This window comes from Streptomyces sp. CA-181903, assembly GCF_050937075.1.
Lineage (GTDB): Bacteria > Actinomycetota > Actinomycetes > Streptomycetales > Streptomycetaceae > Streptomyces.
In genome coordinates, this window is record NZ_JBNJLY010000001.1 from 5,243,725 (window position 1) to 5,269,933 (window position 26,209).

The following is a 26,209-nucleotide window of genomic DNA, read 5'->3' on the forward strand; positions in this document are numbered from 1 at the left end:
GAGCCGCCGGTCCGCGGCGTGAAGAACGGCGGGTGGCCGCCCGGAGGGGAACTCCGGGCGGCCACCCGCCGTCGACGGCTACGGCACGGTGCCGCCGCCCGTTACTTGACGTTGACGCCGTCCCACGCCGCCTGGACGGTCTTGTACTGCTTGCTCTTGGTGCCGTACAGGTCCCGGGCCGCCTTCAGGGTCGCCGAACGCGCGCCCTTGTAGTCGGTGTTGGTGGTCATGTACGCGGTGAGCGCCTTGTACCAGAGCTTCTCGGCGGCGCCGCGGCCGATGCCGTTGACCTTGATGTTGCCCCAGGTCGGGCTGTTGTACTTGACGCCGTTGATGGTCTTCGCGCCGCTGCCCTCGGCGAGCAGGTAGAAGAAGTGGTTGGCCACGCCGGACGAGTAGTGCACGTCCAGGTTGCCCAGGCCCTTGCGCCAGTAGTCGGCCGAGTGGCCGTCCTTGCTGGGCTTGTCCATGTAGCGGAGCGGCTTGCCCAGCTTCTCGCCGATGAGGTAGTCGCCCTTGTCCTGGCCGTTGCGGGCGTAGAACTCGACGGCGGTGCCGAAGATGTCGGAGGTGCCCTCGTTCAGGCCGCCGGACTCGCCCTCGTAGCGGAGGCGGGCGGTGGCGGAGGTGACGCCGTGGGTCATCTCGTGGCCCGCGACGTCGAGGGAGGTCAGGGGCGCCTTGTTGCCCTTGCCGTCGCCGTAGACCATGCAGAAGCACTCGTCCGACCAGAAGGCGTTGTTGTAGCCGTTGCCGTAGTGGACGAAGGAGTTGGCGGCCTTGCCGTTGCCCCGGATGCCCTTGCGGCCCAGGACGTTCTTGTAGTAGTCCCAGGTCATCGCGGCGCCGTACTGGGCGTCCACGGCGGCGGTCTGGGCCATGCTCTGCTTGCCGTTGCCCCAGACGTCACGGTTGTTGCTGAAGGCCGGGAAGGAGTTGCCGGACTCCTTGTTCTGGGCGTGGAAGGTCGTGTGACCGCCGCGCTGGCCGTCCTTCATGTAGAACCGGCCGCCGGACTTCACCGAGTTGACCGGGACCTTGCCGTTGTACTGGCCGGTGCCCGTGCCGGTGGCGATGGCCTGGAACTCGTCCAGCTTCTTGCCGGTGGTGGCGTCGGTGACGACGTGCAGCTCGCTGGGGGTGCCGTCGTGCTGGAGGCCGCCGACGACGGTCTCGTAGGCGAGGACGGGGGTGCCCTTGGCCGCCCAGACCACCTTGCGCGGGGCCTGGTGGCTGACGAACGCGCCGGCCCCCTCGTCCGCCGACGCCAGCATCGCCTGGCGGCGGGCGACGGGGGCGGAGACCTTCGCCTTGGTGGTGGGGACCTTGATGGTGGCCTCGGTGGCCTTGTCGACGTCCTCGACCTTGCCGTGCTTGTCCTGGTGGACCACGAGGTCGCCGCCGATGACCGGCAGGCCCTCGTAGGTGCGCTCGTACCGGGTGTGGACGGTGCCGTCCTCGTCGGTGACCGTGCCGCGCGGGACCAGCCGCTCCTTGCCGCTGAGGTGCAGGGCCTTGGCGGGGTCCTCCTGGCCGGCCGCCTGGGCCGGGGCCCCGGCGAAGCCGGAGGCGAGGAGGGCCGCGGCGACGGTGGCCGCACTCGCGGCGACGGCGGGGCGACGGGACCCGGAACGGGCTATTCGGGGCGTGTGACGCACGCATGCTCCTGGCAGGTGAGAGTAGAGCGGTCCGCGAGGAACGCGGCCGAGCGTCAGTTTGGTCGAACTCGCGTGCGTCCTGCCGAGAATATCGGGGCTGCTGTGGCGCGGTTTGATAAAGATTTGTGGTTCGTTCAGGGAATTTCCGGGCGAAACGGTCGAATTGGCCATTCCGGTTGTGTTGGGGCGCGGGGCGGCCCCGGCTGAGGGGCACGACGAGAGGCGCCGCCCGGGGGAGTCGATGCTCACCCCGGGCGGCGCCCGGTCCCGCGGAGCCGGCTGCTAGAAGGTCAGCCGCCACTTGTCGATGGTGCCGGAGTCACCCGAGTACACGTCCTGGACCTTGAGCTTCCAGGTGCCGTTGGCGCTCACGGAGGAGGCGTCGACGGTGTACGTCTCGGAGACGTCCGCGGCGGAGTCCCAGGCGTCGGAGTTCTTCAGCCGCCAGGTCTTCCCGTTCGGGGCGACCAGGTCGATCGTGAGGTCACCGCGGTAGGAGTGGGTGATGTTCACGTCCACCTTGAGCGCGGAGGAGCCGTTGCCGCTCCGGGTGACGACGATCGGCGAGGTCACGGCCGCGCCCGCGTCCGGGATGGCCACCTGGGTGGTGTTCTCGAAGACGCTGCCGCCGCCGGTGGTGTTGACCGTCCACTTGAAGGACGTCGTACCGGTCTTGCCGGCGGAGTCCTTGACCGTCACCGTCACGTTGCTGGTGCCCGTGGCGGTGGGGGTGCCGGAGATCAGGCCGGTGGAGGCGTTGATCGACAGGCCGGCCGGCAGGCCGGTGGCCGAGTAGGTCAGCGCGCCGCTCGTCGAACCGGTGGCCTTGATCTGCAGGGAGACGGCCTGGTTCACGATGCTGGTCTGGTCGCCGGGGCTGGTGACCGAGACGCCGGAGGACGCGCGGGGACCGACGTTGATGGCCGCCCAGGCGTTGGCCACGTTGTTGTACGTGTCGCTGTTGACGCCGAACAGCTCGCCGGCCGCCCACAGGGTGGCGTCGCGGGCGCCCTTGTAGTCGGTGTTGGACTGCATGCGCTCGGTCAGCGCCTTGAACCAGATCTTCGCGACGTTGTCCCGGCCGATGCCGGTGACGGGCAGCCCGTCCGAGGTGGGGCTGTCGTAGTGGACGTTGTTGATGTCCTTGGGGCCGCTGCCCTCGGAGGCCAGGTAGAACCAGTGGTTGGCCGGGCCGGACGAGTAGTGCACGTCGATGCCGCCGAGGCCCGAGTACCAGGAGTCCTTGGACGAGCCGTCCCTGCTGGGCTTGTCCATGTAGCGCAGCGGGGTGCCGTCGCCGTTGATGTTGATCTTCTCGCCGATGAGGTAGTCGCCCGGGTCGGCCGGGTTGTTGGCCCAGAACTCCACGGCGGTGGCCATCATGTCCGAGGTCGCCTCGTTGAGGCCGCCGGACTCACCGCTGTAGGTGAGGTTGGCGGTGGCGGACGTGACGCCGTGGGTCATCTCGTGCGCGGCGACGTCGATCGAGGTGAGCGGGATGCCGTTGCCGTCGCCGTAGGTCATGCAGAAGCAGCTGTCGTCCCAGAAGGCGTTGACGTAGTTGTTGCCGTAGTGCACGCGGCTGTACGCGCCGACGCCGTCGCCCCGGATGCCGTTGCGGCCGTGCACGCTCTTGTAGTAGTCCCAGGTGAGCTGGGCGCCGTAGGCCGCGTCCACGCCGGCGGTCGCCGGGTCGGAGTTGGTCCCGTTGCCCCAGACGTCGTCGCTGTCGGTGAACAGGGTGCCGGTGCCCGACGAACCGTGGTTCAGGTTGTACGTCTTGTGGCCGCCGCGCGTGGTGTCGTACATCTGGTACGTACTGCCGGACTTGGTCGTACCGATGGTGACCTGGCCGCTGTGCTGGCTGTTGCCGATGCCCTGCTTGACGCCCTGGAACTCGAAGAGCTTCTTGCCGGTCTTCGCGTCCGTGATGACGTGCAGCTGACTGGGCGTGCCGTCGTCCTGGACGCCGCCCACGACGGTCTCGTAGGCGAGCACGGGCTTGCCGTTCGCCGCCCAGACGACCTTGCGCGGCGCCTTGTCGGCCTTGCCGGCCTTGGAACCCTTGGCGCGCGCGGCCTTGACGGCGTCCTTCTCGGCCGCGGAGGCGGCGAGGGACGGGGTCGTGGTGGCGACCGCGATGCGCTGCTTGGTGGCCTTCGCGGCGGTCTTGACCTGGCCGCTCTGCGTGGCGTCGACCACCAGGTCGCCGCCGAGCACCGGCAGGCCGTCGTAGGTCCGCTCGTACCGCGTGTGCAGGGTGCCGTTCTTGTCCTTGACGACGTCCTTGACGACGAGCTTCTCCTTGGCCCCGAGGCCCAGGTTCTTCGCCGTCTCCGCCTTGGTGGCGTTGGCGTCGCGTATCAGCTCGGCCCGCTGCGACGGCGACAGCTTGACCGGCTCGGCGCCCGGATCGGACTTGTGGATCGACTGCCGGGGGGCCGGCTGCGCGGCCTTGTCCTGCCCGGCACTGGCCGAGGCCGTCTGGACGCCTACGGCGAGCATCGCGGTGACGGCGACGAGTGCGCCGGTCGCTACGGCGCGTCTCTGGGGGGTGGGTCTCACGCTGACTCCTTCTGCGGCGACCACGACCGATGGGTGAGTGGCCGGATGGGCGACCGGGCGGCGTGGGGAGCCGGCCGGCAGTTCACGGCAGAACCAGTGGAGAAGAGAGGAGGAAAACGTCCGGGATACCGGGGAAAGCGGTGGGGAGAGAGATGAGGGTGAGGCTTCCGTGCGAGCCCGAGGGGTGTTCCGGGGCGGTACGGGAGCTTCGGTGCGGGTGCTTCGGAGGTGAAGCCCCGACGGGGAGGCTTCGGCGGTGAAGCCTCGATGCGGAACGTCTGTCTGTGGGGGGTTTCGCTGTGGGGGTGGGGGGTGTTCCGGCGCCGGTTGTGGTGAAGAGTGCCACCGCCCCCCGTCGTATGTCAGGGGCGCGTCAACAAGTTGGCCGGAAAATGTCCGTTGGCCAAAGATCGCTGTCCGAATAGCGGGCGGTATGCCGGGAGTTGGGTGAGGACGGGGCATCCGGGCCGCCGGGCCTGGCCGGAAGACGCCTCGCCCGAAGTCCGGAAGAGGGCGGTCCGCCACGGGCGGCGGGACGGCAGGGGGTGCCGGTGCGTGGCCGGATGTGGTGGGTGCGGGTGCCGCGGTGCGGCTTGGCGGGGTTGGGGCTGTGGTGCGGTTGCCGTCGTACGGCTCGTGCGGTGCAGCTGTTGTGGTGCGGCTCGTACGGTGTGGGTGCGGCTGTGCGGTGCGGTTGCCGCGGTACGGCCTCTGCCGGGGCGAGGGCCGGTTGCCCCGTGCCGCTGCTCCGGCCGCCGGCTTCGGGCCGGCGTGAGCGGGGTTCGGCGCGGGCCGTCCGCGACGTCGTGAGCACTGGTTCCTGCGGAAACACCGCAATCCGTGCGCGGTGAGCGAGAGTTGTGTCGGCTGAGCGTGAGCGATCCGCGTTAGCGGGTCACCGCGCGTGGTGACGATCGGTGATAGCTCTATGGGCTACCGGCTGCTTCACCGCCGGTGCGGGTGCGAGGATCACGCGCCTGACGATGCGGGCGACCTGACGGGCACCCCCGTGACCGAGTTCCCGCAGGCGCGGCGAGAGGCCGTCCGGCGCGGCGGGGCACGCCGCGAGGGCACGGAACCGTTCCGTCAGCACGGACCGCACCGCCGGCTCGCCGGAGCACTCGGCGATCTGCCGGTACACGTATGCCAGCACGACGTCCTCACCGGACGGCCGAAGTCCGTCGACCAGGGCACGGTCGATCACCGACGTCGGCCAGCCGATGACGCTTCCTCCCGGTACGCCGAAGATCTCGGCGTTGAGGATCTGGCTGAGGTTCTGCGGCGGCAGCAAGGCGGTCGGCAGGCCCATCGAGGCGGCCTGAAGGATCGTGGTGCTGCCGGGCGAGGTGAACAGCGCGTCCGCCCGCAGCAGGGCCGCCTCGAAGTCGTACGCGGAGCACGGCCCGACACGAACCGATCCGGGCAGCATGGTGGTCAGTTCGGTGCGTGCCCACTCTGGCAGGTTGCCGCAGACGGCGGCGACCCGGTGCCCGGCACTGATCAGGGCGTCGACCAGTGGGATCAGGACCGCACGCAGGTAGGCGTCGGAAGCGCCGCCGACCAGGTGGCTGTGCAGCCCGCCGACGCTGACCACCGCCCCGGCCCCGCCGCGCCTGCGCCGGGGTGGCGACACGATCGGCTCCACCCAGCGCACGTCGGCGACCCGACGCAGCGGGCTGGCCGGCGGCAGCGCACCCGCGGGGCTGCGCTGAGCGCAGTACATCGTCGCCGCGACCGGTACCTCCGAGCCGGCGGTCCACAGATACGGCAGGCTGTCGACGTAGACCACCGGCGTGCCGGAGCGGGCGATCCTGTCGGCGGACACGGGGTCGTTGATGACAAGGGCCGCAGCCGCAGCCGCCGCCGCGCCGGGGCCGTGAACGAACCGGTGCCGTCCGCCGATGACCTGGGCGGCGAGCTCGGCCGTATTCGACGCGTCGTCCATCAGGAAGTCGAGACCGTCGAGTTCGTCCAGGATCAGTCGCAACTTCCCGATGCTTCCCCAGCCGAAGTCGGTGGTCGACACCAGCAGAGGGCCAGTCGAGTGCACGGTGAGGGACCCCGTTTCCGGACGCCGGTTTCGGTTGGTGAACGAAGTCTCTTCCCGGACAGAGACGGGACGGAATCTGCCGATGAGCGCGGCAACGCCGAACGCCACGGTGGACAAGGCATCGCGCTACGTGCCGGCAACACCGCCTGATCCCGTATCCGACGACGCCACTGGTAACTCCGAGCGTCACCGGGGTTGCTCATGATCACCCGGGTTTGCTCGGACAGTGCTCACGATCCGACGACAGTGCTCATTGAATCGCGTTCCTTACACCAGTGTATCTTCGGCCTGCCCTGCTGATGCGGGGGCGACGGCGCGTGGTGGACGGACTCTCCGTAACTTCCTGGGAAGCGGCGGCGTGATGCGTCAATACTCGTCTCTGATCCCCGTTTCGGTGACCGGGGATCCGCTGATACAAGGTGGCAACGCGTGCGTCGGGGCGGCTCAGGATCGGACCGGTATCCGCTCCGGCATGGCGGCGGCGCATCGCGCTGTCTCTGGATTCCGGGCCGTCAGGCGCGTGAGTCGCCGCCCGATCGCACCGGACTCCGAACCGTCATAGGGGCGCACGTAATCACTGACGGCAGCCGGCGCCCACGGGATGGTGAAAGCATCCAATGGCTGTCCATTCCACGTGGGCAGTGGCCGTCAGGATGCGGAACCTCCACCGGCGCGCCCTCACACCAGGCTCTCCCGCCACGCCCGGTGCAGGTCCGCGAACCTCCCTGTCCCCGCCGTCAGTTCGGCCGGCGAGCCGTCCTCCACCACCCGGCCGTCGGCCATCACCAGCACCCGGTCCGCGATCTCGACGGTCGACAGCCGGTGCGCGATGACCACCGCCGTCCGGCCGCGCAGGACCGTGCGCATCGCGCGCTGGACGGCGCGCTCGCCGGGGATGTCGAGCGAGGACGTGGCCTCGTCGAGGACGACGACGGCCGGGTCGGCGAGGAGCGCCCGGGCGAAGCCGACGAGCTGCCGCTGGCCGGCGGAGATGCGCCCGCCGCGCTTGCGGACGTCGGTGTCGTAGCCGTCGGGCAGGGCGATGATGAAGTCGTGGGCGCCGATGGCCTTGGCCGCGCGCTCGATGTCCGCGCGGGAGGCGTCGGGGCGGCCGACGGCGATGTTCTCGGCGACGGTGCCGGAGAACAGGAACGCCTCCTGTGTCACCATCACGACGTGCCGGCGCAGCTCGGCACCGGAGAGGTCGGTGAGGGGGACGCCGTCCAGCAGTACGCGCCCCTCCGTCGGGTCGTAGAACCGGGCCAGCAGCTTGGCCAGGGTGGACTTGCCGGCGCCGGTGGCGCCGACGACCGCCACCGTGCGGCCGGCGGCGAGGGTGAGGTCGAAGCGGGGCAGGACCTCACCGCCGGTGCGGTAGGCGAAGCGCACGCCCTCGAAGACGACCTCGCGGCCCGGGGCGCCGGCGGGGCGCGGCGGCAGCGGGACGGGCCGTTCGGGCTCCGGGACGGTGGGCCGCTGGGCCAGCAGCCCGGCGATCTTCTCCAGCGAGGCGGCGGCGGCCTGGTACGAGTTGAGGAACATGCCGACCTGGTCGACCGGCTCGTAGAGCCGCCGCAGATACAGCACCGCCGCCGCGAGCACGCCCAGCTCCAGGCCGCCGGAGGCCACCCGGTAGGCGCTCCAGACCACGATCGCGGCCAGCGAGACGTTGCAGATCAGCCGGGAGGTCATCACATAGCGGGCCATGCTGTGCATGGCGTCCACGTTGGTCTCCCGGTGCCCGCGGTTGAGCTCGGCGAAGTGCTCCTCGTTCACGGCCTCCCGGCGGAACGCCTGCACCGGCCGGATGCCGTTCATCGTCTCCGCGAACTTCACGATGACGGCCGCGGTGGCCGTCGACTTGCGGCGGTGCACGGTCAGCGACCGGCGCCGGTACCCGCGCATGACGAGGGCGAGCGGGAGGAAGGACAGGGCCGCCGCCGCGCCCGTCCGCCAGTCCAGCCAGGCGAGGGTCGCGGAGACGAGGACGACCGACGCGGCGATGCCCATGAGCTCCTGGAGCCCGTCGTTGAGCAGTTCGCGGAGCGACTCGACGTCGGTGGTGGCCCGGGAGATCACCCGGCCCGAGGTGTAGCGCTCGTGGAAGTCGACGCTCAGCGTCTGCGCGTGCCGGAAGATGCGGCCGCGCAGGTCGAGCAGCGCGTCCTGGCCGACCCGGGCCGAGACGCGGACGAAGGCGAGCTGGAGCAGGCCCGAGGCCACCGCGCAGACCAGGTAGGCGGCGCCGACGGCGGCGAGCGGGCCGTAGTCGTCCCGGCGGACGGCAGGCACGGCCCGGTCGATGGCGACGGCGACGAGCAGCGGGCCCGCCTGCACGGCCGCCTGCTGGGCCAGCAGCAGAAGCACCGTGAGCCATACGCGTCCGCGCGCCGGTGCCAGCAGGGAGCGCAGCAGCTTCAGCGAGGCGCCCTTGGGCGCGGGCAGGACGTCCTGGGCGACGGGGTCGTCGGCGGCGGGGCCCCGCGGGCCGTCGGCGGGCCCCTCGGTATCGCTCGCGGCCGGCCGGGCGCCGGTGTCCCGCGGCCCGGAGACGGTGGAGGTCACGGTCGGTCGTCCCCTTCCTGGTTCCCCGGTGACACGGCCCGGCCGCACGGCTCCGGCCCGCCGCCGGGGGCGGACATCAGCCACGCGTACTCCCGGTTCTCGCGCAGCAGCCGGTGGTGGGTGCCGACGGCCGCGATACGGCCCTCCGACAGCAGCGCGACCCGGTCGGCGAGCAGCACGGTGGACGGGCGGTGGGCGACGACGAGCGCGGTCGTGGTGGCCAGCACCTCGCGCAGCGCCCGTTCCACCTGCGCCTCGGTGTGCACGTCGAGCGCCGAGAGCGGGTCGTCGAGGATCAGGAACCGGGGGTCGCCGATCACGGCGCGGGCCAGGGCGAGGCGCTGGCGCTGCCCGCCGGAGAGGCTGAGGCCCTGCTCGCCGACCTGGGTGGCGGCGCCCTGCGGCAGCGCGTGGACGAAGCCGTCGGCCTGCGCCACGGCCAGCGCCCGCTCCAGCTCGGCGGGTCCGGCCGCGGCCCCGCCCATCAGCACGTTCTCCCCCACGGAGGCGCTGAACAGGGTGGGTTCCTCGAACGCCACGGCCACCAGTTCCCGTAGCCGCGCGCGGGGGAGCGTGGCGATGTCCCGGCCGTCGAGGGTGATCCGGCCGGCGGTGGCCTCGTGCAGCCGGGGGATGAGCGCGGTCAGCGTCGTCTTGCCGCTGCCGGTGGCCCCGACCAGCGCCATGGTCTCCCCGGGCCGGATGTGCAGGTCGACGCCGCGCAGCACGGGCGGTGCGTCCGGCGGCGCGTCGGGATACCTGAACTCGACGCCTTCCAGGCGCAGTCCGTCCTCGGCGGCCGTTCCCTCCGGAGCGCTCACCGCTGCCGGCGCCTTCCGCGGCACCGGCGCGCTCGCGCGCACGGACGAGCCTGGCGGCACAAGCGCGCCCTCCGGCACGCAGGCGTCCCTTGGCACGGACGCGTTCCCCGGCACCGGAGCACCCGTCGCCGGAGTGTCCCCTGCTGCCGACACGCCTTCCGGCACGGACGCGCCGTCCGGCACAGGCGCACCCTCCACCGGTGACGCGCCCTCCGCTGCCGACGCGGTCTCCCCTGCGGACGCGTTGCCCCGCGCGGGCACGCTTCCCGGCGCGGACGCGCCGTCCCGCACCGGCACGCCTCCCGGCGCGGACGCGCCGCGCGGCACCGGCGCGCCCTCCGACGCGGACACGTCGTCCGGTACCCGGACGTCCAGCACCTCGAAGTAGCGGTCCGTCGCCGTGGCGGCTTCGTTGGACAGCGCCAGCAGGAAGCCGATCGACTCCACCGGCCAGCGCAGCGCCAGCGCCGTCGACAGGAAGGCCACCAGCGCCCCCGCCGTCAGGCCGCCGTCGGCGACCTCGCGGACGCCCAGCACCAGCGCGGCGCCGATCGCCACCTCGGGCAGGATCATGATGACCGCCCACAGCGCCCCGAGCAGCCGCGCCTTGTGCAGCTCCGTCGCGCGGACCCGGCCGGAGAGCGCCGCGAAGGCCCGCTGCTGCCCCCGGTGCCGGCCGAAGCCCTTGATGATCCGGATGCCGAGGACGCTCTCCTCCACCACCGTGGTCAGGTCGCCGACTTGGTCCTGCGCGGTGCGGGCGGCCAGCGAGTAGCGCGCCTCGAAGGAGCGGCAGAGGATGACCAGCGGTATGACCGGGGCGAGCAGCACCAGCCCCAGCGTCCACCGCTGGAGCAGCAGGATGACGAAGCCGATGACGATCGTCAGTCCGTTGACGACGAGGAACGTCAGCGCGAACGCGAGGAAGATGCGCAGCAGCATCAGGTCCGTGGTCGCGCGGGACAGCAACTGCCCGGACGCCCACCGGTCGTGGAAGGCGACGGGCAGCCGTTGCAGGTGCCGGTAGAGCGCGGCCCGCATGGACGCCTCGACCTCGGCGAGCGGCCGCGCCACCAGCAGCCGGCGGAGCCCGAACAGGACCGCCTCCAGTGTGCCCAGCACGAGGATCACCAGCCCGCCGAGCCAGACCCCGGACGGGTCGTGGTCCGCGATCGGGCCGTCGACGGTCCACTTGAGGGCCAGTGGGATCACCAGGCTCATGGCCGAGGCGAACACCGCCATCACCACACCGGCCAGCATCCGGCCGCGGGCCGGCCGCACGAACGGCCACAGGCGCAGCAGCGAGCGCACGGCGGAGCGGTGCGCCTCGGCTCCGGGTGCTTCACGGTTTCCGGTCATCAGTGGGGAGCCTACGACCCGCCACTGACAACGCTCACTCGGATTTCCGCCCTAGGCCGGAGGACGTGCGCCGCCCTCCGCCTCGTCCCCGGTCACCCGCCCCGGCAGTACCTTCCATACCACAACGGACCGCGCTTCCACGGTAATTGGGGCGCCCGCCGGCTGCCGCGCGCCCGGTGCGGCCTCCTGCTCCTCCCGGGCCGTGTCGACGAGCAGTTCGTACTCCTCCGCCCAGGGCGGCCCGGGCAGCGTGAACCGGATCGGCCCGTCCCCGGCGTGCAGGACGACGAGGAAACTGTCGTCCGCGACCGGCGTCCCGTCCGGGCCGCGCTGCGGGATGTCGCCGCCGGAGAGGTACATGCCGAGCGTGGCGGCGGGCGCGTACCAGTCGGACTCCGTCATCTCGGTGCCGCGCGCCGTGAACCAGGCGAGGTCCCGCAGCCCGTCCGACGACTGCGGCCGGCCGGAGTAGAAGGTGCGGCTGCGCAGCACGGGATGGGTGCGGCGGAGCGCCAGCAGCCGGGAGGTCAGGTCGGCGAGGGCGCGCCAGCCCGGGTCCTCCAGCAGCGACCAGTCGACCCAGCCGATCTCGTTGTCCTGGCAGTAGGCGTTGTTGTTGCCGCCCTGGGTGCGGCCCATCTCGTCGCCCGCGACGAGCATCGGCACCCCGGTGGAGAGCAGCAGTGTGGTCAGCAGGTTGCGCGCCTGCCGCCGGCGCAGGGCGAGCACGCCGATGTCGTCCGTCGGGCCCTCCGCGCCGCAGTTCCAGGAGCGGTTGTCGTCGCTGCCGTCCCGGTTGCCCTCCCCGTTGGCCTCGTTGTGCTTCCGCTCGTAGCTCACCAGGTCGCGCAGGGTGAACCCGTCGTGCGCGGTGACGAAGTTGACGGAGGCGTACGGCCGCCGGCCGCCCCAGGCGTAGAGGTCGCTGGAGCCGGACAGCCGGTAGCCCAGGTCCCGTACGTCAGGCAGGGCGCCGCGCCAGAAGTCCCGTACGGCGTCGCGGTAGCGGTCGTTCCACTCCGTCCACAGCGGCGGGAAGTGGCCCACCTGGTAGCCGCCGGAGCCGACGTCCCACGGTTCGGCGATCAGTTTGACCCGGCGCAGCACCGGGTCCTGGGCGATCACGGCGAGGAACGGCGAGAGCATGTCGACATCGTGCATGGACCGCGCGAGCGCCGCCGCCAGGTCGAAGCGGAAGCCGTCCACACCCATCTCCGTCACCCAGTACCGCAGCGAGTCGGTGATCAGCCGGAGGACGTTGGGCTGGACGACGTGCAGGGTGTTGCCGCAGCCGGTGTAGTCGGCGTAGCGGCGGGGGTCGTCCTGGAGCCGGTAGTAACGGCGGTTGTCGACGCCGCGCAGCGAGAGGGTGGGCCCGAGCTCGCCGCCCTCGGCGGTGTGGTTGTAGACGACGTCGAGGATGACCTCGATCCCGGCCGCGTGCAGCGCCCGGACCATCCGCTTGAACTCGCCGACCTGCTGGCCGCGGGTCCCGGTGGCGGCGTAGGCGGCGTGCGGCGCGAAGTAGCCGATGGAGTTGTAGCCCCAGTAGTTGCGCAGGCCGCGGCGGAGCAGGTGGTCCTCGTGGGCGAACTGGTGGACGGGCAGCAGCTCGACGGCCGTCACCCCGAGGCGGACCAGGTGGTCGAGGGCGGCCGGGTGCGCCAGCCCCGCGTAGGTGCCGCGCAGCGCCGGGGGCACTCCGGGGTGGCGCATGGTGAAGCCGCGGACGTGCAGTTCGTAGATGACGGTGTCGGCCCAGGCGGTCCCCGGCCGATGGGCGCCGGCCGGGACGCCGTCGGGGGCGACGACCACGCCCTTGGGGACGTACGGGGCGGAGTCCCGCTCGTCGCGGACGGTGTCGGCGACGTGCTGCTGCGGCCAGTCCCTGACGTGCCCGTACAGCTCCGGCGGCAGCGGCCCGGAGCGGCCCGGCGGGTGGCCGAAGTCGCCGTCGACGGCCCGGGCGCACGGGTCGAGCAGCAGTTTGGCGGGGTTCCAGCGGGCGCCCGTCCAGGGGTCCCAGCGCCCGTGGACGCGGAAGCCGTAGCGCTGCCCGGGAAGCACGCCGGGCAGGAAGCCGTGCCATATCTCGTGCGTCAACTCGCTCAGGAAATGGCGCGTTTCGCGCTGTCCGCCGGGGGCCTGGCCGTCGGCCTCGCCGGCGTCGTCGAACAGGCACACCTCCACCGCCTCCGCGCCCCCGGCCCACAAGGCGAAGTTCGTCCCGGCGATCCCATGGGCGCCGACGCCGAAGGAGGCCCCCAGCGGCTCGGGGGAGCCCGGCCAGACCGCCCCCTCGGCGCCGCGGACCACATGCCGTCCGTTGACGGCGGCGGCCGGCGCACCGGTCGTCGGGGCCGCCGGCCCGGCCTGGGGGCGGTGCCCCGTCTGCTGCTCCGGTGTGCTCGACACGTGTTCGCCTCCGGCGGCTCTGGACGGCGCGCACCGGGCACCCGGCGTCCCTTCCGGGGGTCCGGCGGTGCGGCCTCCGCCCCGCGTCCCGGGGCTCCTTCGGGGTTTCCTTCCCACTCCTGCCCGGTTCCGCGCATGCGCTCACACGTGTGAGCGGGCGCGGCAAGCGAGTGCCGACACGTTTCCCGTGGGGAACCGGGTCGTTGGGACGGATGTGACAGGATTTGCCCTCCCGCGCGCCCTGCGCGGACTGTGCGCCCTCGCCGCCCTCGCCATCCTCTGCGGTTGCGCCTCCGACGCCCCGCGAGCGGCGCGGCCGCACTCCGCGACGTCGTCGTCGGCGGCACCCTCGGACGATCCGCGGCCGGTCGCCGGGCTGATCCGGGTCACCCCGCGCGCCGGCGCCCGGGACGTCCGGGCCGCGGACCGGTTCGAGGTACGGGTGCGGCAGGGACGGCTGGAACGGGTGCGCGCGGTGCGGATCCGGGACGGCGTCCGCGGCCCGGCCGGCGGCCGGATCTCGGCCGACGGACGCCGCTGGCGGCCGGACGCCCGCCGGCTCGCGCTCGCCGCCCGCTACACCGTGGACGTGGTGGCCCGGGACGCGGCGGGCCACCGGGCGACCCTGCACTCGGAGTTCAGGACGTACGTCCCGGCGCACCGCTTCGTCGCGGACGTCGCTCCCGCCCCCGGCGCCACGGTCGGCACGGGCATGATCGTCTCGCTCGCCTTCGACCGGCCGGTCGTCGACCGGGCCGCGGTGGAGCGGGCCGTCCGGGTCACCGCCCGGCCGCGGACCGAGGTCGCCGGCCACTGGTTCGGCGCGTACCGGCTGGACTTCCGGCCGCGCCGGCGCTGGGCCCCCGGCTCCGAGGTCACCGTCGACCTGCGGCTGCGCGACGTCCGCGGGGCGCCCGGCGTCTACGGGCTCCAGCGCCGGAGCGTCGCGTTCCGGGTCGGCCGGGACCAGGTGAGCACCGTGGACGCCGCCACCCACACCATGACCGTGGTCCGCGGCGGCCGGACGCTGCGGACGGTGCCGGTCACCACGGGTGGCCCCGGCACCGAGACGTATTCGGGCCGGATGGTGATCAGCGAGAAGGCGCCGGTGATGCGGATGAACGGGGACACCGTCGGCTTCGGCGGCGCGTACGACATCAAGGACGTCCCGCACGCCATGCGGCTCACCGCCACGGGAACGTTCCTGCACGGCAACTACTGGGTGCCGGCCGCGACGTTCGGCGCCCGCAACGTGAGCCACGGCTGCATCGGGCTGCGGGACGCGGAACACGGCGACGCCGCGACCGCCGCCGCCACCCCGGCCGCCTGGTTCTACGGCGCCTCGCTCGTCGGCGACACCGTCGAAGTGATCAACTCCGGGCGGCGCTCGGTCCTGCCCGACAACGGGCTGGGTGGCTGGAACCTGACCTGGGCGGAGTGGCGCGCGGGCTCCGCGCTGGGCCGCACGACCCCCTCGGCAGGGGCGGATTGACCCGGTCGGCACCCTATGCACCCCCGACCGCGTGCCACTTGGAACGCAACGGTGACCTTCACGGGACCGGGCTGTCCGATCCGTATGGTTATCTATCGCCATGCGCGGAGGACGCGCTTCGGGGCGCCGCGTGGCCGCGGGCCGTGCGATGAGGAGAGACCGTAGTGAACGTGCTGCCGTTGTCCGGGAGAACCGGGACGAGGGGACGCCGCGGAGCGCTGTCCGCCCTGGTGCTGGCCGCGGTGATGACCTTGGCCACCGCGTGCGGAGGCGACGGTGACGGCGCGGACGGCAAGAAGGCGGGCAAGAAGGTCGGCGCCGAGGGCCCATCCCAGGCCGTGGTCTCGATCGCCGTCAAGGACGGCGCGACCGACGTGAAGACCAGCGGGGCGCTCAAGGTCACCGCCGAGCAGGGAAGCCTGACGTCGGTGCGGGTGACGGACGGCAAGGGCGGCCGAATAGAGGGGAAGATATCCCGTGGCGGGTCCCTCTGGGAGCCCGTCGCCCACCTGGCCGCCTCCACCAAGTACTCGGTGGACGCCATCGCCAAGGACAAGGACGGCCGCGAGTCCGCCAAGCACGCGTCGTTCACCACCCTCACCCCGCAGAACACCTTCGCCGGTTACTTCACGCCCGAGGACGGCAGCACCGTCGGCGTGGGCATGCCGGTCTCGCTCACCTTCAGTCGGGGCATCACCGACCCCAAGGCCGTGGAGCGGGCGGTCAAGGTGACCGCCGAGCCCGCCGTCGACATCAAGCCGCACTGGTTCGGCAACGACCGCCTGGACTTCCGGCCCGAGAAGTACTGGGCGGCGGGCACCAAGGTCACCCTCGAACTCGACCTCAACGGCGTCGAGGGCCGCCCCGGCGTGTATGGCACCCAGAACAAGACCGTGAAGTTCACCGTCGGCCGCTCCCAGGTGAGCACGGTGGACGCCAAGGCGCACACCATGAAGGTCGAGCGCGACGGCAAGGTCATCAAGACCGTCCCGATCTCCGCGGGCGCCCCCGGCCACTCGACCTACAACGGTCAGATGGTCATCAGCGAGAAGTACGAAGTGACCCGGATGAACGGCGACACGGTCGGCTTCGGTGGCGAGTACGACATCAAGGACGTGCCGCACGCGATGCGCCTGTCCACCTCCGGCACCTTCATCCACGGCAACTACTGGTCCGGCCACGACACCTTCGGGTCCGAGAACGCGAGCCACGGCTGCGTCGGCCTGGAGGACCAGCGCGGCGGCGGCGACTCCTCGATGCCCGGCGCCTGGTTCTTCAAGAACTCCATGATCGGCGACGTGGTCGTGGTGAAGAACTCCGACGACAAGGTGATCCAGCCGGAGAACGGCCTCAACGGCTGGAACATGCCGTGGTCGGAGTGGACCAAGAGCAGCTGACCCCCCTCCTCTCCGGTACGGCCCGGCGCACTGTGACCAAGTGCACCGGGCCGTCGCCGTTTCCCGGCGTCTAACCTGCTGCCATGACTGTGCATCTTGAGGTCGCGGAGGGCGTCGGCACCGTCCGGCTCGACCGTCCGCCGATGAACGCGCTGGACATCGCCACCCAGGACCGGCTGCGCGAGCTGGCCGAGGAGCTCACCCACCGCGCGGACGTGCGGGCCGTGGTGCTCTGGGGCGGGGAGAAGGTGTTCGCGGCCGGCGCGGACATCAAGGAGATGCGGGACATGGACCACCCGGCCATGATCGCCCGGTCCCGCTCGCTCCAGGACGCCTTCACCGCCGTCGCCCGCATCCCCAAGCCGGTGGTCGCCGCGGTCACCGGTTACGCGCTGGGCGGCGGCTGCGAGCTGGCGCTCTGCGCCGACTTCCGGATCGCCGCCGACAACGCCAAGCTCGGCCAGCCCGAGATCCTGCTCGGCCTGATCCCGGGCGCGGGCGGCACCCAGCGGCTGCCCCGGCTGATCGGCCCGTCCAAGGCCAAGGACCTCATCTTCACCGGCCGCCAGGTCAAAGCCGACGAGGCACTGGCCATCGGCCTGGTGGACCGGGTCGTCCCGGCCGCCGAGGTGTACGAGCAGGCGCACGCCTGGGCGGCCCGGCTCGCCGCCGGACCCGCCATCGCGCTGCGGGCCGCCAAGGAGTCGGTGGACACCGGCCTGGAGACCGACATCGACACCGGCCTGGCCATCGAACGCAACTGGTTCGCGGGCCTGTTCGCCACCGAGGACCGGGAGATCGGTATGCGCAGTTTTGTCGAGGACGGTCCGGGCAAGGCCAAGTTCGTCTGACGGCGGGCTGATTGACAGGGAGTGACCCCCTGGCCCGACCGTGCGTACACGGAGGATCGGGTTCCGGGGGTTGCCTCTTGTGGGGGAATTTCAAGGGCCTTGCGGACCCTTGGTGTTGACCCCGCCGGGTGCCCCCGCCGAACTTCCGCCCATCTGCGGTCGTCGCAGGTCAGTCGTGGTGCGCGGGTGGGAATGAAGCCTCTGGCATATGTCGTCGAGGGCCCTCGGAGTGGCTCCTTCCGGAAAACCGAATCCGAAGGTTCCACTCCCGGACGGCTTTTCGGCCGCCATCATGGGGGGCATGGCGGGTCTGGAGGGAACGGAGCAGCCGCGACGCGGGGTCGGTACGGCCGGGACGCGCTGGGCTCCGGCGGTTGACGACGAACTGGCGCTCAGGGCGCTCGAGCGGTACGGCGACCCTACGGTCCGTGAGATCCGGATGCCCTCCTGCCCGGAGTCCACGGTCGCCGTGCGGCGGCTCACCCGGGCGGTGATCGTCCACCACTGGGGGCTCTCCGAGCGGCTCGCCGAGCACGCGGTGCTGCTGGTCTCGGAGCTGGTCGGCAACGCGGTCCGGCACACCGGCGCCCGGCACTTCGGACTGCGGCTGGTGCGGCGCCGGGGCTGGATCCGCGCCGAGGTGCGCGACCCCTCGCGCGGGCTGCCCTGCCTGGTGCCGGTGGGGGAGCTGGACATCAGCGGACGCGGGCTGTTCCTCGTCGACCGGCTCGCCGACCGGTGGGGTGTGGACCTGCTGGCGCGGGGCAAGACGACGTGGTTCGAGATGCGGGTCGCCGACCGCTGACCGTTTTCCGACCGCGGGCCGCTTTCCGACCGCCGGCCGCTTTCCGGCCGCGGGCTTCCGGCAGCAGGCGTTGAAGCTTCCGGCCGCAGGCGTTGAAGATCGCCTTCCGTTTTCCCCGGTACGCCGAGAGGCCCCGGTCCGTCGTCCTGCGACGGGTGGGGGCCTCTTGCTGGCGCCGCGGAGAAGTGGGGTGTGTTCCGCGGCGTGATGACGACCGAGCCCGGGTCAATGGGGGTCGTGTGCTCCGACTATGGCAGACGGGGTGGTGCCCGGCCAAACCTCAATGGGGATGATATAGGCGGTTTGCGGAAGAAGTCCCATATGGCTCTGGGTAATCGAAGGTGAGTTGTGCCACTCGCCTTCTTTTTCATGAATCAATCCGCTGAGTAACTTATGTTTATACGGCTGCGCGGTTAATAGGTGCAGACCATTCCGGAAACCGGAGGGGGATCCGGGGCGCGCCGGTGCTTGCGCCCCCCGGCCGCTGCGGGTGTCATGTCCCCGTCCGACGTTCCCGCTTCGTGCCTCCTGGAGGCCCCATGGACGCTGAGCCGTTGAACGACGAGCCGTTGAACGACGAGCCGTCGAGCGACGAGCCGTTGGACGCCGTGCCGTTGGGCGGAGTGCCGGCGGACGCCTCGTCGTCGGACGACATGCCTCGGCCCACTCCCACTCCCGCTGCCGCTTCCGACTCCGTCGGCGTGCGGCGCCGCCGCGCTCTCGGCGGCGCCGCCACACTCCTCGGGGCGGCGGCCCTGGGAGCGGCCACCGCCTTCAGCATCGGCCGCCCGGCCGCGTCGGCCGCCTCCCGGCCCCCGGACTCCTACCCGCCCACCCACTGGATCCCGGCGAGCAGCGCCAATTACACGGTCTCCGGCCGCCCCGGCTCGTACCCGGTCGAGTACCTCGTGATCCATGTGACCCAGGAGACCTTCCCGGACACCGTGAAGATCTTCCAGGACCCGAAGTCCAAGGTCTCGGCGCACTACGCCGTCGCCTCGGCCGACGGCTACATCGCCCAGTTCGTCCGCGAGCGGGACATCGCCTGGCACGCCGGCAACTGGGACTACAACACCCGCAGCATCGGCATCGAGCACGAGGGCTGGATCGACCGGCCCGAATACTTCACGGACGCCCTGTACCGCGCCTCCGCCCGGCTCGCCGCCGCCGTCTGCGCGCGCTACGGCATCCCCGCCGACCGCGACCACATCATCGGGCACATCGAGGTCCCCGGCTCCACGCACACCGACCCCGGCCCGTACTGGGACTGGGACCGCTACATGGGACTCGTGACCGGTCACCTCCCGGCGGGCGGGGCCGGGGGCGCCCCGGCGGGCGGCTAATCTGTGCCGGTCAACAAGCCCGCGACGCACGGCGCGCGGCAGATTCAGGGGAGGCCCACATGGCTGACATCGACGAAGCGCGCAAGGTGTTCGCGCAGTTCGACGCCAACGGCGACGGTTTCATCACCGCCGCCGAGTACAAGAGCGCCATGGCCCGGCTCGGCGACCCGTTCGTCACCGAGACCGTCGCCCAGGCGATCATCAACTCCAAGGACCTCAACGGCGACGGCCTGATGTCCTTCGACGAGTTCTGGGCCGCCCAGAACAAGGGCTGACCGGCGCCGCGGGCCCGGCGGCCCGGGGCGGGTCAGCGCCCGCCCCGCCGCTGGGCGCCCGCCCGCCGCCGCGCGTCGTTGCACAGCAGGCAGCGGCCCCAGCCCGGGGGCAGTGGATCCTCCTCGTCCCCGTACAGCGGGTCCACCGCGCCCTTGGGATGCAGCGAGCACCCCGTCGCGCCGTGCGCGGCACCCAGGGCGCGGGCCGCGTCCAGCGCCCGGCGCAGGGCGTCGACGATCTGCCCCGCCTCCTCGGCGGTGGGCTGGGACTCCAGGGCGTACGCGATGTCCGAAGCGGTGTTGAGCGCGCTGTGGAGTTCGCGCAGGTCTGCGTAACTCATGCTCGCGAGCGTACGCGGCACCACTGACAACGGGCTCCGGCCGCCGTGCCGGCAGGGCCCCGGCCGCTCTCCCCGCCGCCGTACCGGAGCGCCCCGCCCCCGAGATACGGTCGGCCCCATGGACGACGCGACGCCCCCGCACCTCGCCGTACTCACCACGGCCCCCGACGAGGAGACCGCCCGCCGCCTCGCCAGGACCGCCGTCGAGCGCCGCCTGGCGGCCTGCGCCCAGATCGACGGTCCGGTGACCAGCGTCTACCGCTGGCAGGACGCGATCGAGACCGACGCCGAGTGGCGCGTCCTCTACAAGACGACGAGCGCCCGCTACGCGGACCTGGAGGCCCACATCCGCGCCGGACACCCGTACGACGTCCCCGAGGTGATCGCCACGCCGATCACGGCGGGCAGCGACGCCTACCTGGCGTGGCTGCACTCGGAGACGAGCGCTTCCTGACGCTCCGCCGCGGTGTCGGCGGGGCGCCGCCGCAGCACGGTCACGGCCACCGCGAGCGCCCCCAGGACGAACAGCGTGCCGACGCGGAAGGCGAGCCGGTAGCCGCCGGCGAGCGCCTCATCCGTAGCGCCGCCGCCGTCCAGGAGTCCGGCCGTCCGGGACGACGCGAGCGTGCTCAGCACCGCCAGCCCGAACACGGCGCCGACCTGCTGCGCGGTGTTGAACAGCCCGGACGCGATGCCCGAGTCGCCGGGTGCGGCGGTGGACATGGCCAGGGTCGCCAGGGACGGCATGGCCAGGGCGAAGCCGGTGCCGAGCGGGAAGAGGGCGGGCAGCACGTCCGTCGCGTACGCGCCGTGGGCCGGCACCCGGCCGAGCAGCGCGAGGCCGGCCGCGATGAGCACCAGCGCGGGTACCAGCACCCGCTCGGGACCGAAGCGGCCGATCAGCCGGGGCGCGGCCGTGAGGGACAGGGCGCCGATCACCACCGAGACCGGGAAGACGCCGAGGCCGGTGCCGACCTGGTCGAGGTGGAGCACTTCCCGCAGATAGAGCACGGTCAGGAACTGGAAGCCGAACATCCCCGCCACCATGAGGGCCTGGGCGGCCAGCGCCCCCGCGGTCCGCCGGGAGCGCAGCACGCGCGGCGGCAGCAGCGGGTCGGCCGCCCTCGCCTGCCGGACCGCGAACCCGGCGAACAGGGCGAGCGCGCCGCCAACGGACCCGAGCGTGTGCGCCGACCCCCAGCCGTGGTCCGCCGTGCCGACGATCGCGTACACCCCCAGCGTCAGCGCCGAGGTGACCAGCAGCGAGCCCAGGACGTCCGTGCGCCCGCCGGGCCCGGGTCTCCGGTCGTCCCGGAGCATCCGCACCGCGAGGACGGAGGCGACGACGCCGACCGGCAGGTTGACGAGGAAGATCCAGTGCCAGTCGAGGGCCTGCGTCAGCGCGCCGCCCGCGAGCAGCCCGGTCGAACCGCCGGCGGACTGCACGAAGCTGTACACCCCGATCGCCCTGGCGCGCTCCCGCGGTTCGGGGAACAGGGCGGTGACCATGCCCAGCGTCACCGCCGACGTCACCGCGCCGCCCACTCCCTGGAGGAAGCGCGCCGCCAGCAGCAGGCCGGGCGTCGTGGCCGCGCCGCACAGCAGCGAGGCCGCGGTGAACAGGACCAGCCCGGTGACGAACACCCTCTTCCGGCCGGCGAGGTCGCCCACCCGCCCGGCGAGCAGCAGCAGGCCCCCGAACGGGACGAGGTAGGCGTTGACCACCCAGGCGAGGCCCGAGGGGGAGTAGCCGAGGTCGGCCTGGATCGACGGCAGGGCCACACTGACGATCGTGCCGTCCAGAACGACCATCAACTGCCCGGCGCAGAGCACCGCGAGGGCTGTCCATCGGGACGGGGTTCCTGGTTGACGCACGGCGTTGACCTCCAAAGGGGCATCACTTGTTACGGGAGCCATGCTCTGTAACCATGAGGCCCTGCGGAAGGAGGCACTTTTATGTCACGCGGTCACACGGATGTGCCCGAGCCGGTCACCGAGGCGTGTCCGATCACCGAGGTGCTCGACCGCGTCGCCGGGAAGTGGAGCATCGGCATCCTGGTCGCGGCGGCCCAGGGGCCGATCCGGTTCACGGAACTGGAACGCACCGTCAAGGGCATCAGCCGCCGCATGCTCACCCTGAACCTCCGCAAGCTCGAACGCGACGGCCTCCTCACCCGCACCGTCCACCCGACCGTCCCACCCAAGGTCGAGTACGCCCTCACGCCCATGGCTCGCGAACTCCACGCCACGCTCGGCGAACTGGTCGGCTGGGCGGAACGGCACCGGTCGGCGATCGCGACGGCCCGGGCGGCGTACGACGACGCCAGGGCGGCGGACTGAGCGGGCGCACCCGCACGCCGGGCCGGGGTTCGCGGACGCGGTGGCGCCCGCACGGGGGATCGCCCCGCTGGAGGCCCCGGCCGACCGGCTCGCCCGGCTGCCGCGGGAGCACACCTGGTGCGAGGTGCGGGCGGTTCCGGCCGGCGAGGCGTACGGCCTCCGCCGGGGACGGCCGACCGGTCGTCCCCGCTGACGCCGCGTGGGCGGGCGGCCTCCACACCACCGATGTCGGACCCGGCCCTTGACGTTGTGCCGCGGGCCGCCGGGCCGTGCACGGCGCTCGTGGACCGGGACCGGCCGTTCGTCCGGGGGCGCGTCCTCCGGTAGCGGGGTGCGTCCTCCGCCAGCGGTGCGGCCCCTGTGGCGTCAGCCGTCCGACGACTCCCCTCCAGATGGTCGTCGGTCGATTGACGTGGGAACGCGAGCCGGACCCCCGTACCCGCTCGCACCCCGTTCCGCGAGGCCCTGATCGGCCGCCGGCGGACGGACAGCGTCCGTTTCCGGCCGCCGCGGCGCCCCGGCCGCTCCAGAGTGCCCAGATCGAGGTGCCCCTGCCCAGGACCGAACGTGCCACCCCCGGCACACGACGCGCCAACATGTCGGAAAATGAACCCATGGTAGAAGCGCTGACGACCCGGACGACGGGTGAGCTGGACTCCATCGTCCTGTCGAAGTTCCTCCTCACCGCGGCGGCCGCGAACGGCGCCGACCCCGACCGGATAGCCCGCGAGGCCGGGGTGCCCGACTGGGCGCTGGCCGAGGACGAGGTGACCATCCCGGCCCGCCGGACGATGCACGTCTGGGAACTGGTGGAACGGGCCCTGGACACCCCGGACTCCCCGGTGTCCATCGCCGGCCTCTACAGCCTGGGCGCCCTCGGCCTCTTCGACTACCTCTTCACCAACGCGCCGACGCTCGGTGCCGCGATGGAGACCAGCACCCGGTACCTGCACTTCATCACCACCAACGGCCGCTTCGCGCTGCACACCCAGGACGAGCGCGAGACGACGTTCTCCTTCCACTACGTGGAGGGCGAGCCCCGGCAGGTGGAACTGGCCGAGCAGTTCGCCCTGGCCGTGCTCTGCGCGCGCTCGCGGGGGGTGACGGGCACGCCCGTGCACCCGCTGCACGTCGGCTTCTCCCAGCCGGCGCCGCGCCGGCACGCCACCCTGGCCGAGGCGCTCGCCGCCGAACGCGGCGTCGACTTCGGCCAGGACCGCGCCACGGTCACCTTCCGCACCGCCGACCTCGCCCGCCCGGTCCTCGGCGCCGACCCGCGCCTGGGCGCCATCCTCGGCCGCTACGCGGCGACCCTGCCACCGCCGCCGCCCGCCGACTGGCGCGACCAGTTCCGCCAGGCCCTGGACCTCTGCCTGGCCGAAGGCCCCCCGGCCCTCGACCCCGTGGCCCGCCGGCTGGCCATGAGCCGCCGCACCCTCCAGCGCCGCCTGGCCGAGTCCGGCACCACGTGGCGCACGGAGCTGGACGCCGCCCGCCGCCGCCACGCCGACCTCGCCCGCCGCACCGGCCGCCCCACCAACGCGGCCCTCGCCGACCGCCTCGGCTACTCGGACCCGCGCTCGCTGCGGCGGGCGGTACGGCGGTGGTCGGCGGAGGAGCGCGAGGCGGGGGAGGAGTGAGGCGGGGGCAGATCGCGGCCCGGCGGAGTAGCCGCTACCGCCCGGTGCGCGTCCGCCTCGGCCGGCGGTCATCCGGGGATGTCAGTGGGGTCTGCGATGCTGCCGGCATGACCCCCTGGAGTTTCTCCGACCTCGACGCGGCCCTGCGGGCGAGCTGGTCCGCCGACACCTGCTCGCCCGACGACCGGTCCGACTGGAGCCCCGCCAACCCCGCTTGGGGGCACTGCGACATCACGGCGCTCGTCGTGAACGACGTCTTCGGCGGCGAACTGGTGGTCGGGGTGGTCCGGCTCGACGGTCGCCGGCAGGGATACCACTGGTGGAACCGGTTGCCCAGCGGCGTCGAACTCGACGTGACCCGCGAACAGTTCCGGCGGGGCCAGACGATCACCGAGGCCCGCGTCGTCGAGCGCCCGCCGGGCCCGGTCCGCCGCTGGGACGCGTACCTCCTGCTGCGCGAACGCGTCACCGGGCACCTCGGACACCTGCCGGAGCCGGCCGCTTGAGCCGGGCCGTGTGGGAAGATGGCCCCCGGGGTGAGGCTCAGCCGACCGCCTTCTCGATCGCCTCGAAGACGTCGGCGTCCGTCTCGCGCTGCCATGCCGGCAGTTCCGGCCAGTCCGCGACATAGCCCGGCTTCGGATCCGCGAAATGCCGGTACATCTGCGCGGTCCAGCAGAGGGCCACGAACCGGCCCTTCTGCTCGCGCGTCTGCCGCGCCGCGTGCCCGTCGCTGACGGCGAGGAACCGCCGCACCTGCTCGTACACCGCTCCCCATGCGGCCCTTTCCCAGTCCGGTGTGTCCTCCCACGGGGTGACGTAGCCGGGCTTGGGCTCCCCGGGAAAGTGCGCGCGCACGCCGGCGATCCACGCTTCGCGGAACAGCCGGGCGCCTTCGTTCTCGGACAAGGGGGTCCCTTTCGGTTCACGTCCCGACGAGCGCGGGGGCGAGGCGGCGCGCCCGTTCGTGGAGTTCCCTCGCGGCGCGGTTGCGCAGATGGGGGCGGAGGCGGGCGTTCAGGGCACGGACGCGGTCGTCCGCGCGGCCGGAATGGACGTCGGGGTAGTCGTCCAGGGCGAGGTGCCAGGTGCGGCAGGCTTCCTCCAAGTGGCCCAGTTCCCACTGCCGTTCGGCGAGGGTGCAGCGGTGCCGTACGCGGGCCCGCCGGAACACTCCCTGCCGCACCCGATCGGACTCCTTCAGCGCGGCCACCGAACCGGAGACGTCCCGGAGTTCGTGGCGGACCTGGCTCACGTGGTACAGCAGTGACGACGGATCGTACGAACCGAACGCCCTCGCCCGGGACTCGGCCTTCTCCATCGCCACCTCCGCCTCCCGGAGGTACGCCAGCGCACCCGCGCGGTCGCCGGTGCGGGCCGCCGCGTGCGCCTGCTGCCCGGCAAGGAAGGCGCGCATCCGAGGGCCGGCCTGCGGGGACGCGGCGGCCGCCGCGTCGGCGAGGCGCAGCGCCTCGCGCCCGTGCCCGAGGTCCACGGCCTGGACGCTCATCCCGCGCAGGGTCGTGCAGTACGTGAGGTGGTCGCCCGCCGCACCGGCCAGCTCCAGAGCCTTGACGTAGTAGCGCTGGGCCAGGCCGTGGAAGCCCTCGTCGACGGCCATGTAACCGGTCAGGTAACACAGGTCGGCGGCGGCCGACATCATCGCCTGCCGTACGGGCTCGGGGGCGTCCGCGCGGAGGTACGGCGCCACGGTGTTGACGAGGAACGCCGCCGCCATCGGCCGCGCGTGGCGCCCGCCGAAACGGTCGTCCAGCTCCGAGATCCGCTCGGTCATCGCGGACACCATGGCGACGTCCGACTCGCCGTACCGGTGCTGCTCGCCGTACCCGACCGCCTCCATGCGGCCGACCACGTCCTGCCAGTGCGGGACGGTCAGCGCGACGGAGAACAGGCCGGCTCCCAGGACGCCGCGCCGCGACGGGTCCATGTCCTGCCGGCCGAGGGCGAGCAGCCCTTCGGTGGTGCCCGCGTCCTCCGTGATCCCCTCGCCGGGAGGGGGAAACCCGGCCTCCGCGTACGCCACCGGCCGCCCCAGCCGCCGGGCCAGCGCCTCCACGACGAGCGGCCGCACGGACTCCTTGGGCAGGTGCCCGGCGAGCCATTGGTGAACCGACGGCTCGCGGTACTTGAGCGGCGTCCCGCGCTCGGTCCCGAGCCGGTTCACCTCCTGCGCGAACCGGCGCAGCGTCCAGCCCGTCTCGCGGTACAGCCTCATGAGGCATGCATTGCCCCGCGGTTCACTCACAGCACTCACGCCCTTGTGCCGGACGG

At 72.4% G+C, this 26,209-nt stretch carries 20 protein-coding genes and 1 pseudogene; 11 read left to right on the forward strand and 10 right to left on the reverse strand.

The genetic code is table 11. The features are described from left to right. Positions 1 to 101: 101 nt before the first annotated feature. From ACQEVS_RS23495 to glgX, 6 genes are all read right to left on the reverse strand, one after another. Positions 102 to 1,658 (reverse strand): M4 family metallopeptidase, encoded by a 1,557-nt coding sequence (locus ACQEVS_RS23495; protein WP_433023406.1) that lies wholly within the window; start codon positions 1,656 to 1,658, stop codon positions 102 to 104. Positions 1,659 to 1,940: 282 nt separating this feature from the next. Then, positions 1,941 to 4,223: a M4 family metallopeptidase gene (locus ACQEVS_RS23500; protein ID WP_433023408.1), complete on the reverse strand. Its 2,283-nt coding sequence runs from the start codon at positions 4,221 to 4,223 to the stop codon at positions 1,941 to 1,943. Positions 4,224 to 5,118: 895 nt separating this feature from the next. Continuing rightward, positions 5,119 to 6,249: a hypothetical protein gene (locus tag ACQEVS_RS23505; RefSeq protein ID WP_433023410.1), complete on the reverse strand. Its 1,131-nt coding sequence runs from the start codon at positions 6,247 to 6,249 to the stop codon at positions 5,119 to 5,121. A gap of 702 nt (positions 6,250 to 6,951) precedes the next feature. Further along, entirely contained in the window at positions 6,952 to 8,838 is a 1,887-nt protein-coding gene (locus ACQEVS_RS23510; RefSeq protein WP_433023412.1) for an ABC transporter ATP-binding protein, read from the reverse strand. Continuing rightward, positions 8,835 to 11,018, reverse strand: coding sequence for an ABC transporter transmembrane domain-containing protein (locus ACQEVS_RS23515; protein ID WP_433023414.1), 2,184 nt, complete (start codon positions 11,016 to 11,018; stop codon positions 8,835 to 8,837). Before ACQEVS_RS23515 ends, ACQEVS_RS23510 begins: the two co-directional genes overlap by 4 nt. A gap of 51 nt (positions 11,019 to 11,069) precedes the next feature. Continuing rightward, entirely contained in the window at positions 11,070 to 13,433 is a 2,364-nt protein-coding gene (gene glgX, locus ACQEVS_RS23520; protein ID WP_433023416.1) for a glycogen debranching protein GlgX, read from the reverse strand. A 214-nt stretch (positions 13,434 to 13,647) separates the two neighbouring features. On the opposite strand from glgX, the gene ACQEVS_RS23525 reads away from it, so the two are divergent. The 6 genes from ACQEVS_RS23525 to ACQEVS_RS23550 all read left to right on the forward strand — a co-directional run bounded on the left by ACQEVS_RS23525 (position 13,648) and on the right by ACQEVS_RS23550 (position 19,596). Continuing rightward, a complete protein-coding gene (locus tag ACQEVS_RS23525) occupies positions 13,648 to 14,925 on the forward strand; it encodes an Ig-like domain-containing protein (RefSeq protein WP_433023418.1) in 1,278 nt (425 codons plus the stop codon). 164 nt (positions 14,926 to 15,089) lie between these two features. After that, positions 15,090 to 16,322 (forward strand): L,D-transpeptidase, encoded by a 1,233-nt coding sequence (locus tag ACQEVS_RS23530; RefSeq protein WP_433023420.1) that lies wholly within the window; start codon positions 15,090 to 15,092, stop codon positions 16,320 to 16,322. Positions 16,323 to 16,405: 83 nt separating this feature from the next. Beyond that, positions 16,406 to 17,173 (forward strand): enoyl-CoA hydratase/isomerase family protein, encoded by a 768-nt coding sequence (locus ACQEVS_RS23535; protein WP_433023422.1) that lies wholly within the window; start codon positions 16,406 to 16,408, stop codon positions 17,171 to 17,173. A 301-nt stretch (positions 17,174 to 17,474) separates the two neighbouring features. Beyond that, positions 17,475 to 17,978: an ATP-binding protein gene (locus ACQEVS_RS23540; RefSeq protein WP_433023423.1), complete on the forward strand. Its 504-nt coding sequence runs from the start codon at positions 17,475 to 17,477 to the stop codon at positions 17,976 to 17,978. Between the two features lie 539 nt (positions 17,979 to 18,517). Next, entirely contained in the window at positions 18,518 to 19,321 is an 804-nt protein-coding gene (locus ACQEVS_RS23545) for an N-acetylmuramoyl-L-alanine amidase (protein WP_433023425.1), read from the forward strand. A gap of 59 nt (positions 19,322 to 19,380) precedes the next feature. After that, entirely contained in the window at positions 19,381 to 19,596 is a 216-nt protein-coding gene (locus tag ACQEVS_RS23550; RefSeq protein ID WP_433023427.1) for an EF-hand domain-containing protein, read from the forward strand. A 32-nt stretch (positions 19,597 to 19,628) separates the two neighbouring features. Here the strand turns inward: ACQEVS_RS23550 and ACQEVS_RS23555 are convergent, their stop codons facing one another. Continuing rightward, the gene (locus ACQEVS_RS23555; protein WP_433023429.1) at positions 19,629 to 19,937 is read right to left on the reverse strand and encodes a hypothetical protein; all 309 of its coding nucleotides are present in this window, start codon (positions 19,935 to 19,937) and stop codon (positions 19,629 to 19,631) included. A 118-nt stretch (positions 19,938 to 20,055) separates the two neighbouring features. Between ACQEVS_RS23555 and cutA the strand changes: the two genes are divergently transcribed. Continuing rightward, the gene (gene cutA / locus ACQEVS_RS23560) at positions 20,056 to 20,391 is read left to right on the forward strand and encodes a divalent-cation tolerance protein CutA (protein ID WP_433023431.1); all 336 of its coding nucleotides are present in this window, start codon (positions 20,056 to 20,058) and stop codon (positions 20,389 to 20,391) included. On the opposite strand, the gene ACQEVS_RS23565 is transcribed toward cutA, so the two are convergent. Then, on the reverse strand, positions 20,352 to 21,749 hold the full coding sequence (locus tag ACQEVS_RS23565; RefSeq protein WP_433027835.1) for an MFS transporter: 1,398 nt from the start codon (positions 21,747 to 21,749) through the stop codon (positions 20,352 to 20,354). The genes cutA and ACQEVS_RS23565 overlap by 40 nt on opposite strands. Before the next feature lie 144 nt (positions 21,750 to 21,893). Between ACQEVS_RS23565 and ACQEVS_RS23570 the strand changes: the two genes are divergently transcribed. From ACQEVS_RS23570 to ACQEVS_RS23585, 4 genes and pseudogenes are all read left to right on the forward strand, one after another. Further along, positions 21,894 to 22,277 carry a winged helix-turn-helix transcriptional regulator gene (locus ACQEVS_RS23570; RefSeq protein WP_433023433.1) on the forward strand — a complete coding sequence of 128 codons (384 nt, stop codon included), beginning with the start codon at positions 21,894 to 21,896 and terminating at the stop codon, positions 22,275 to 22,277. Positions 22,278 to 22,284: 7 nt separating this feature from the next. Then, a pseudogene (locus ACQEVS_RS23575) lies at positions 22,285 to 22,443 on the forward strand (ATP-grasp domain-containing protein); the annotation flags it as partial. Between the two features lie 448 nt (positions 22,444 to 22,891). Next, positions 22,892 to 23,917, forward strand: coding sequence for an AraC family transcriptional regulator ligand-binding domain-containing protein (locus tag ACQEVS_RS23580; protein ID WP_433023435.1), 1,026 nt, complete (start codon positions 22,892 to 22,894; stop codon positions 23,915 to 23,917). A gap of 107 nt (positions 23,918 to 24,024) precedes the next feature. Next, positions 24,025 to 24,423, forward strand: coding sequence for a YunG family protein (locus ACQEVS_RS23585; RefSeq protein WP_433023437.1), 399 nt, complete (start codon positions 24,025 to 24,027; stop codon positions 24,421 to 24,423). Positions 24,424 to 24,460: 37 nt separating this feature from the next. Here the strand turns inward: ACQEVS_RS23585 and ACQEVS_RS23590 are convergent, their stop codons facing one another. Continuing rightward, positions 24,461 to 24,826: a hypothetical protein gene (locus ACQEVS_RS23590; protein ID WP_433023439.1), complete on the reverse strand. Its 366-nt coding sequence runs from the start codon at positions 24,824 to 24,826 to the stop codon at positions 24,461 to 24,463. Between the two features lie 16 nt (positions 24,827 to 24,842). Continuing rightward, positions 24,843 to 26,153 carry a tetratricopeptide repeat protein gene (locus ACQEVS_RS23595; RefSeq protein ID WP_433023441.1) on the reverse strand — a complete coding sequence of 437 codons (1,311 nt, stop codon included), beginning with the start codon at positions 26,151 to 26,153 and terminating at the stop codon, positions 24,843 to 24,845. Positions 26,154 to 26,209 lie beyond the last annotated feature (56 nt).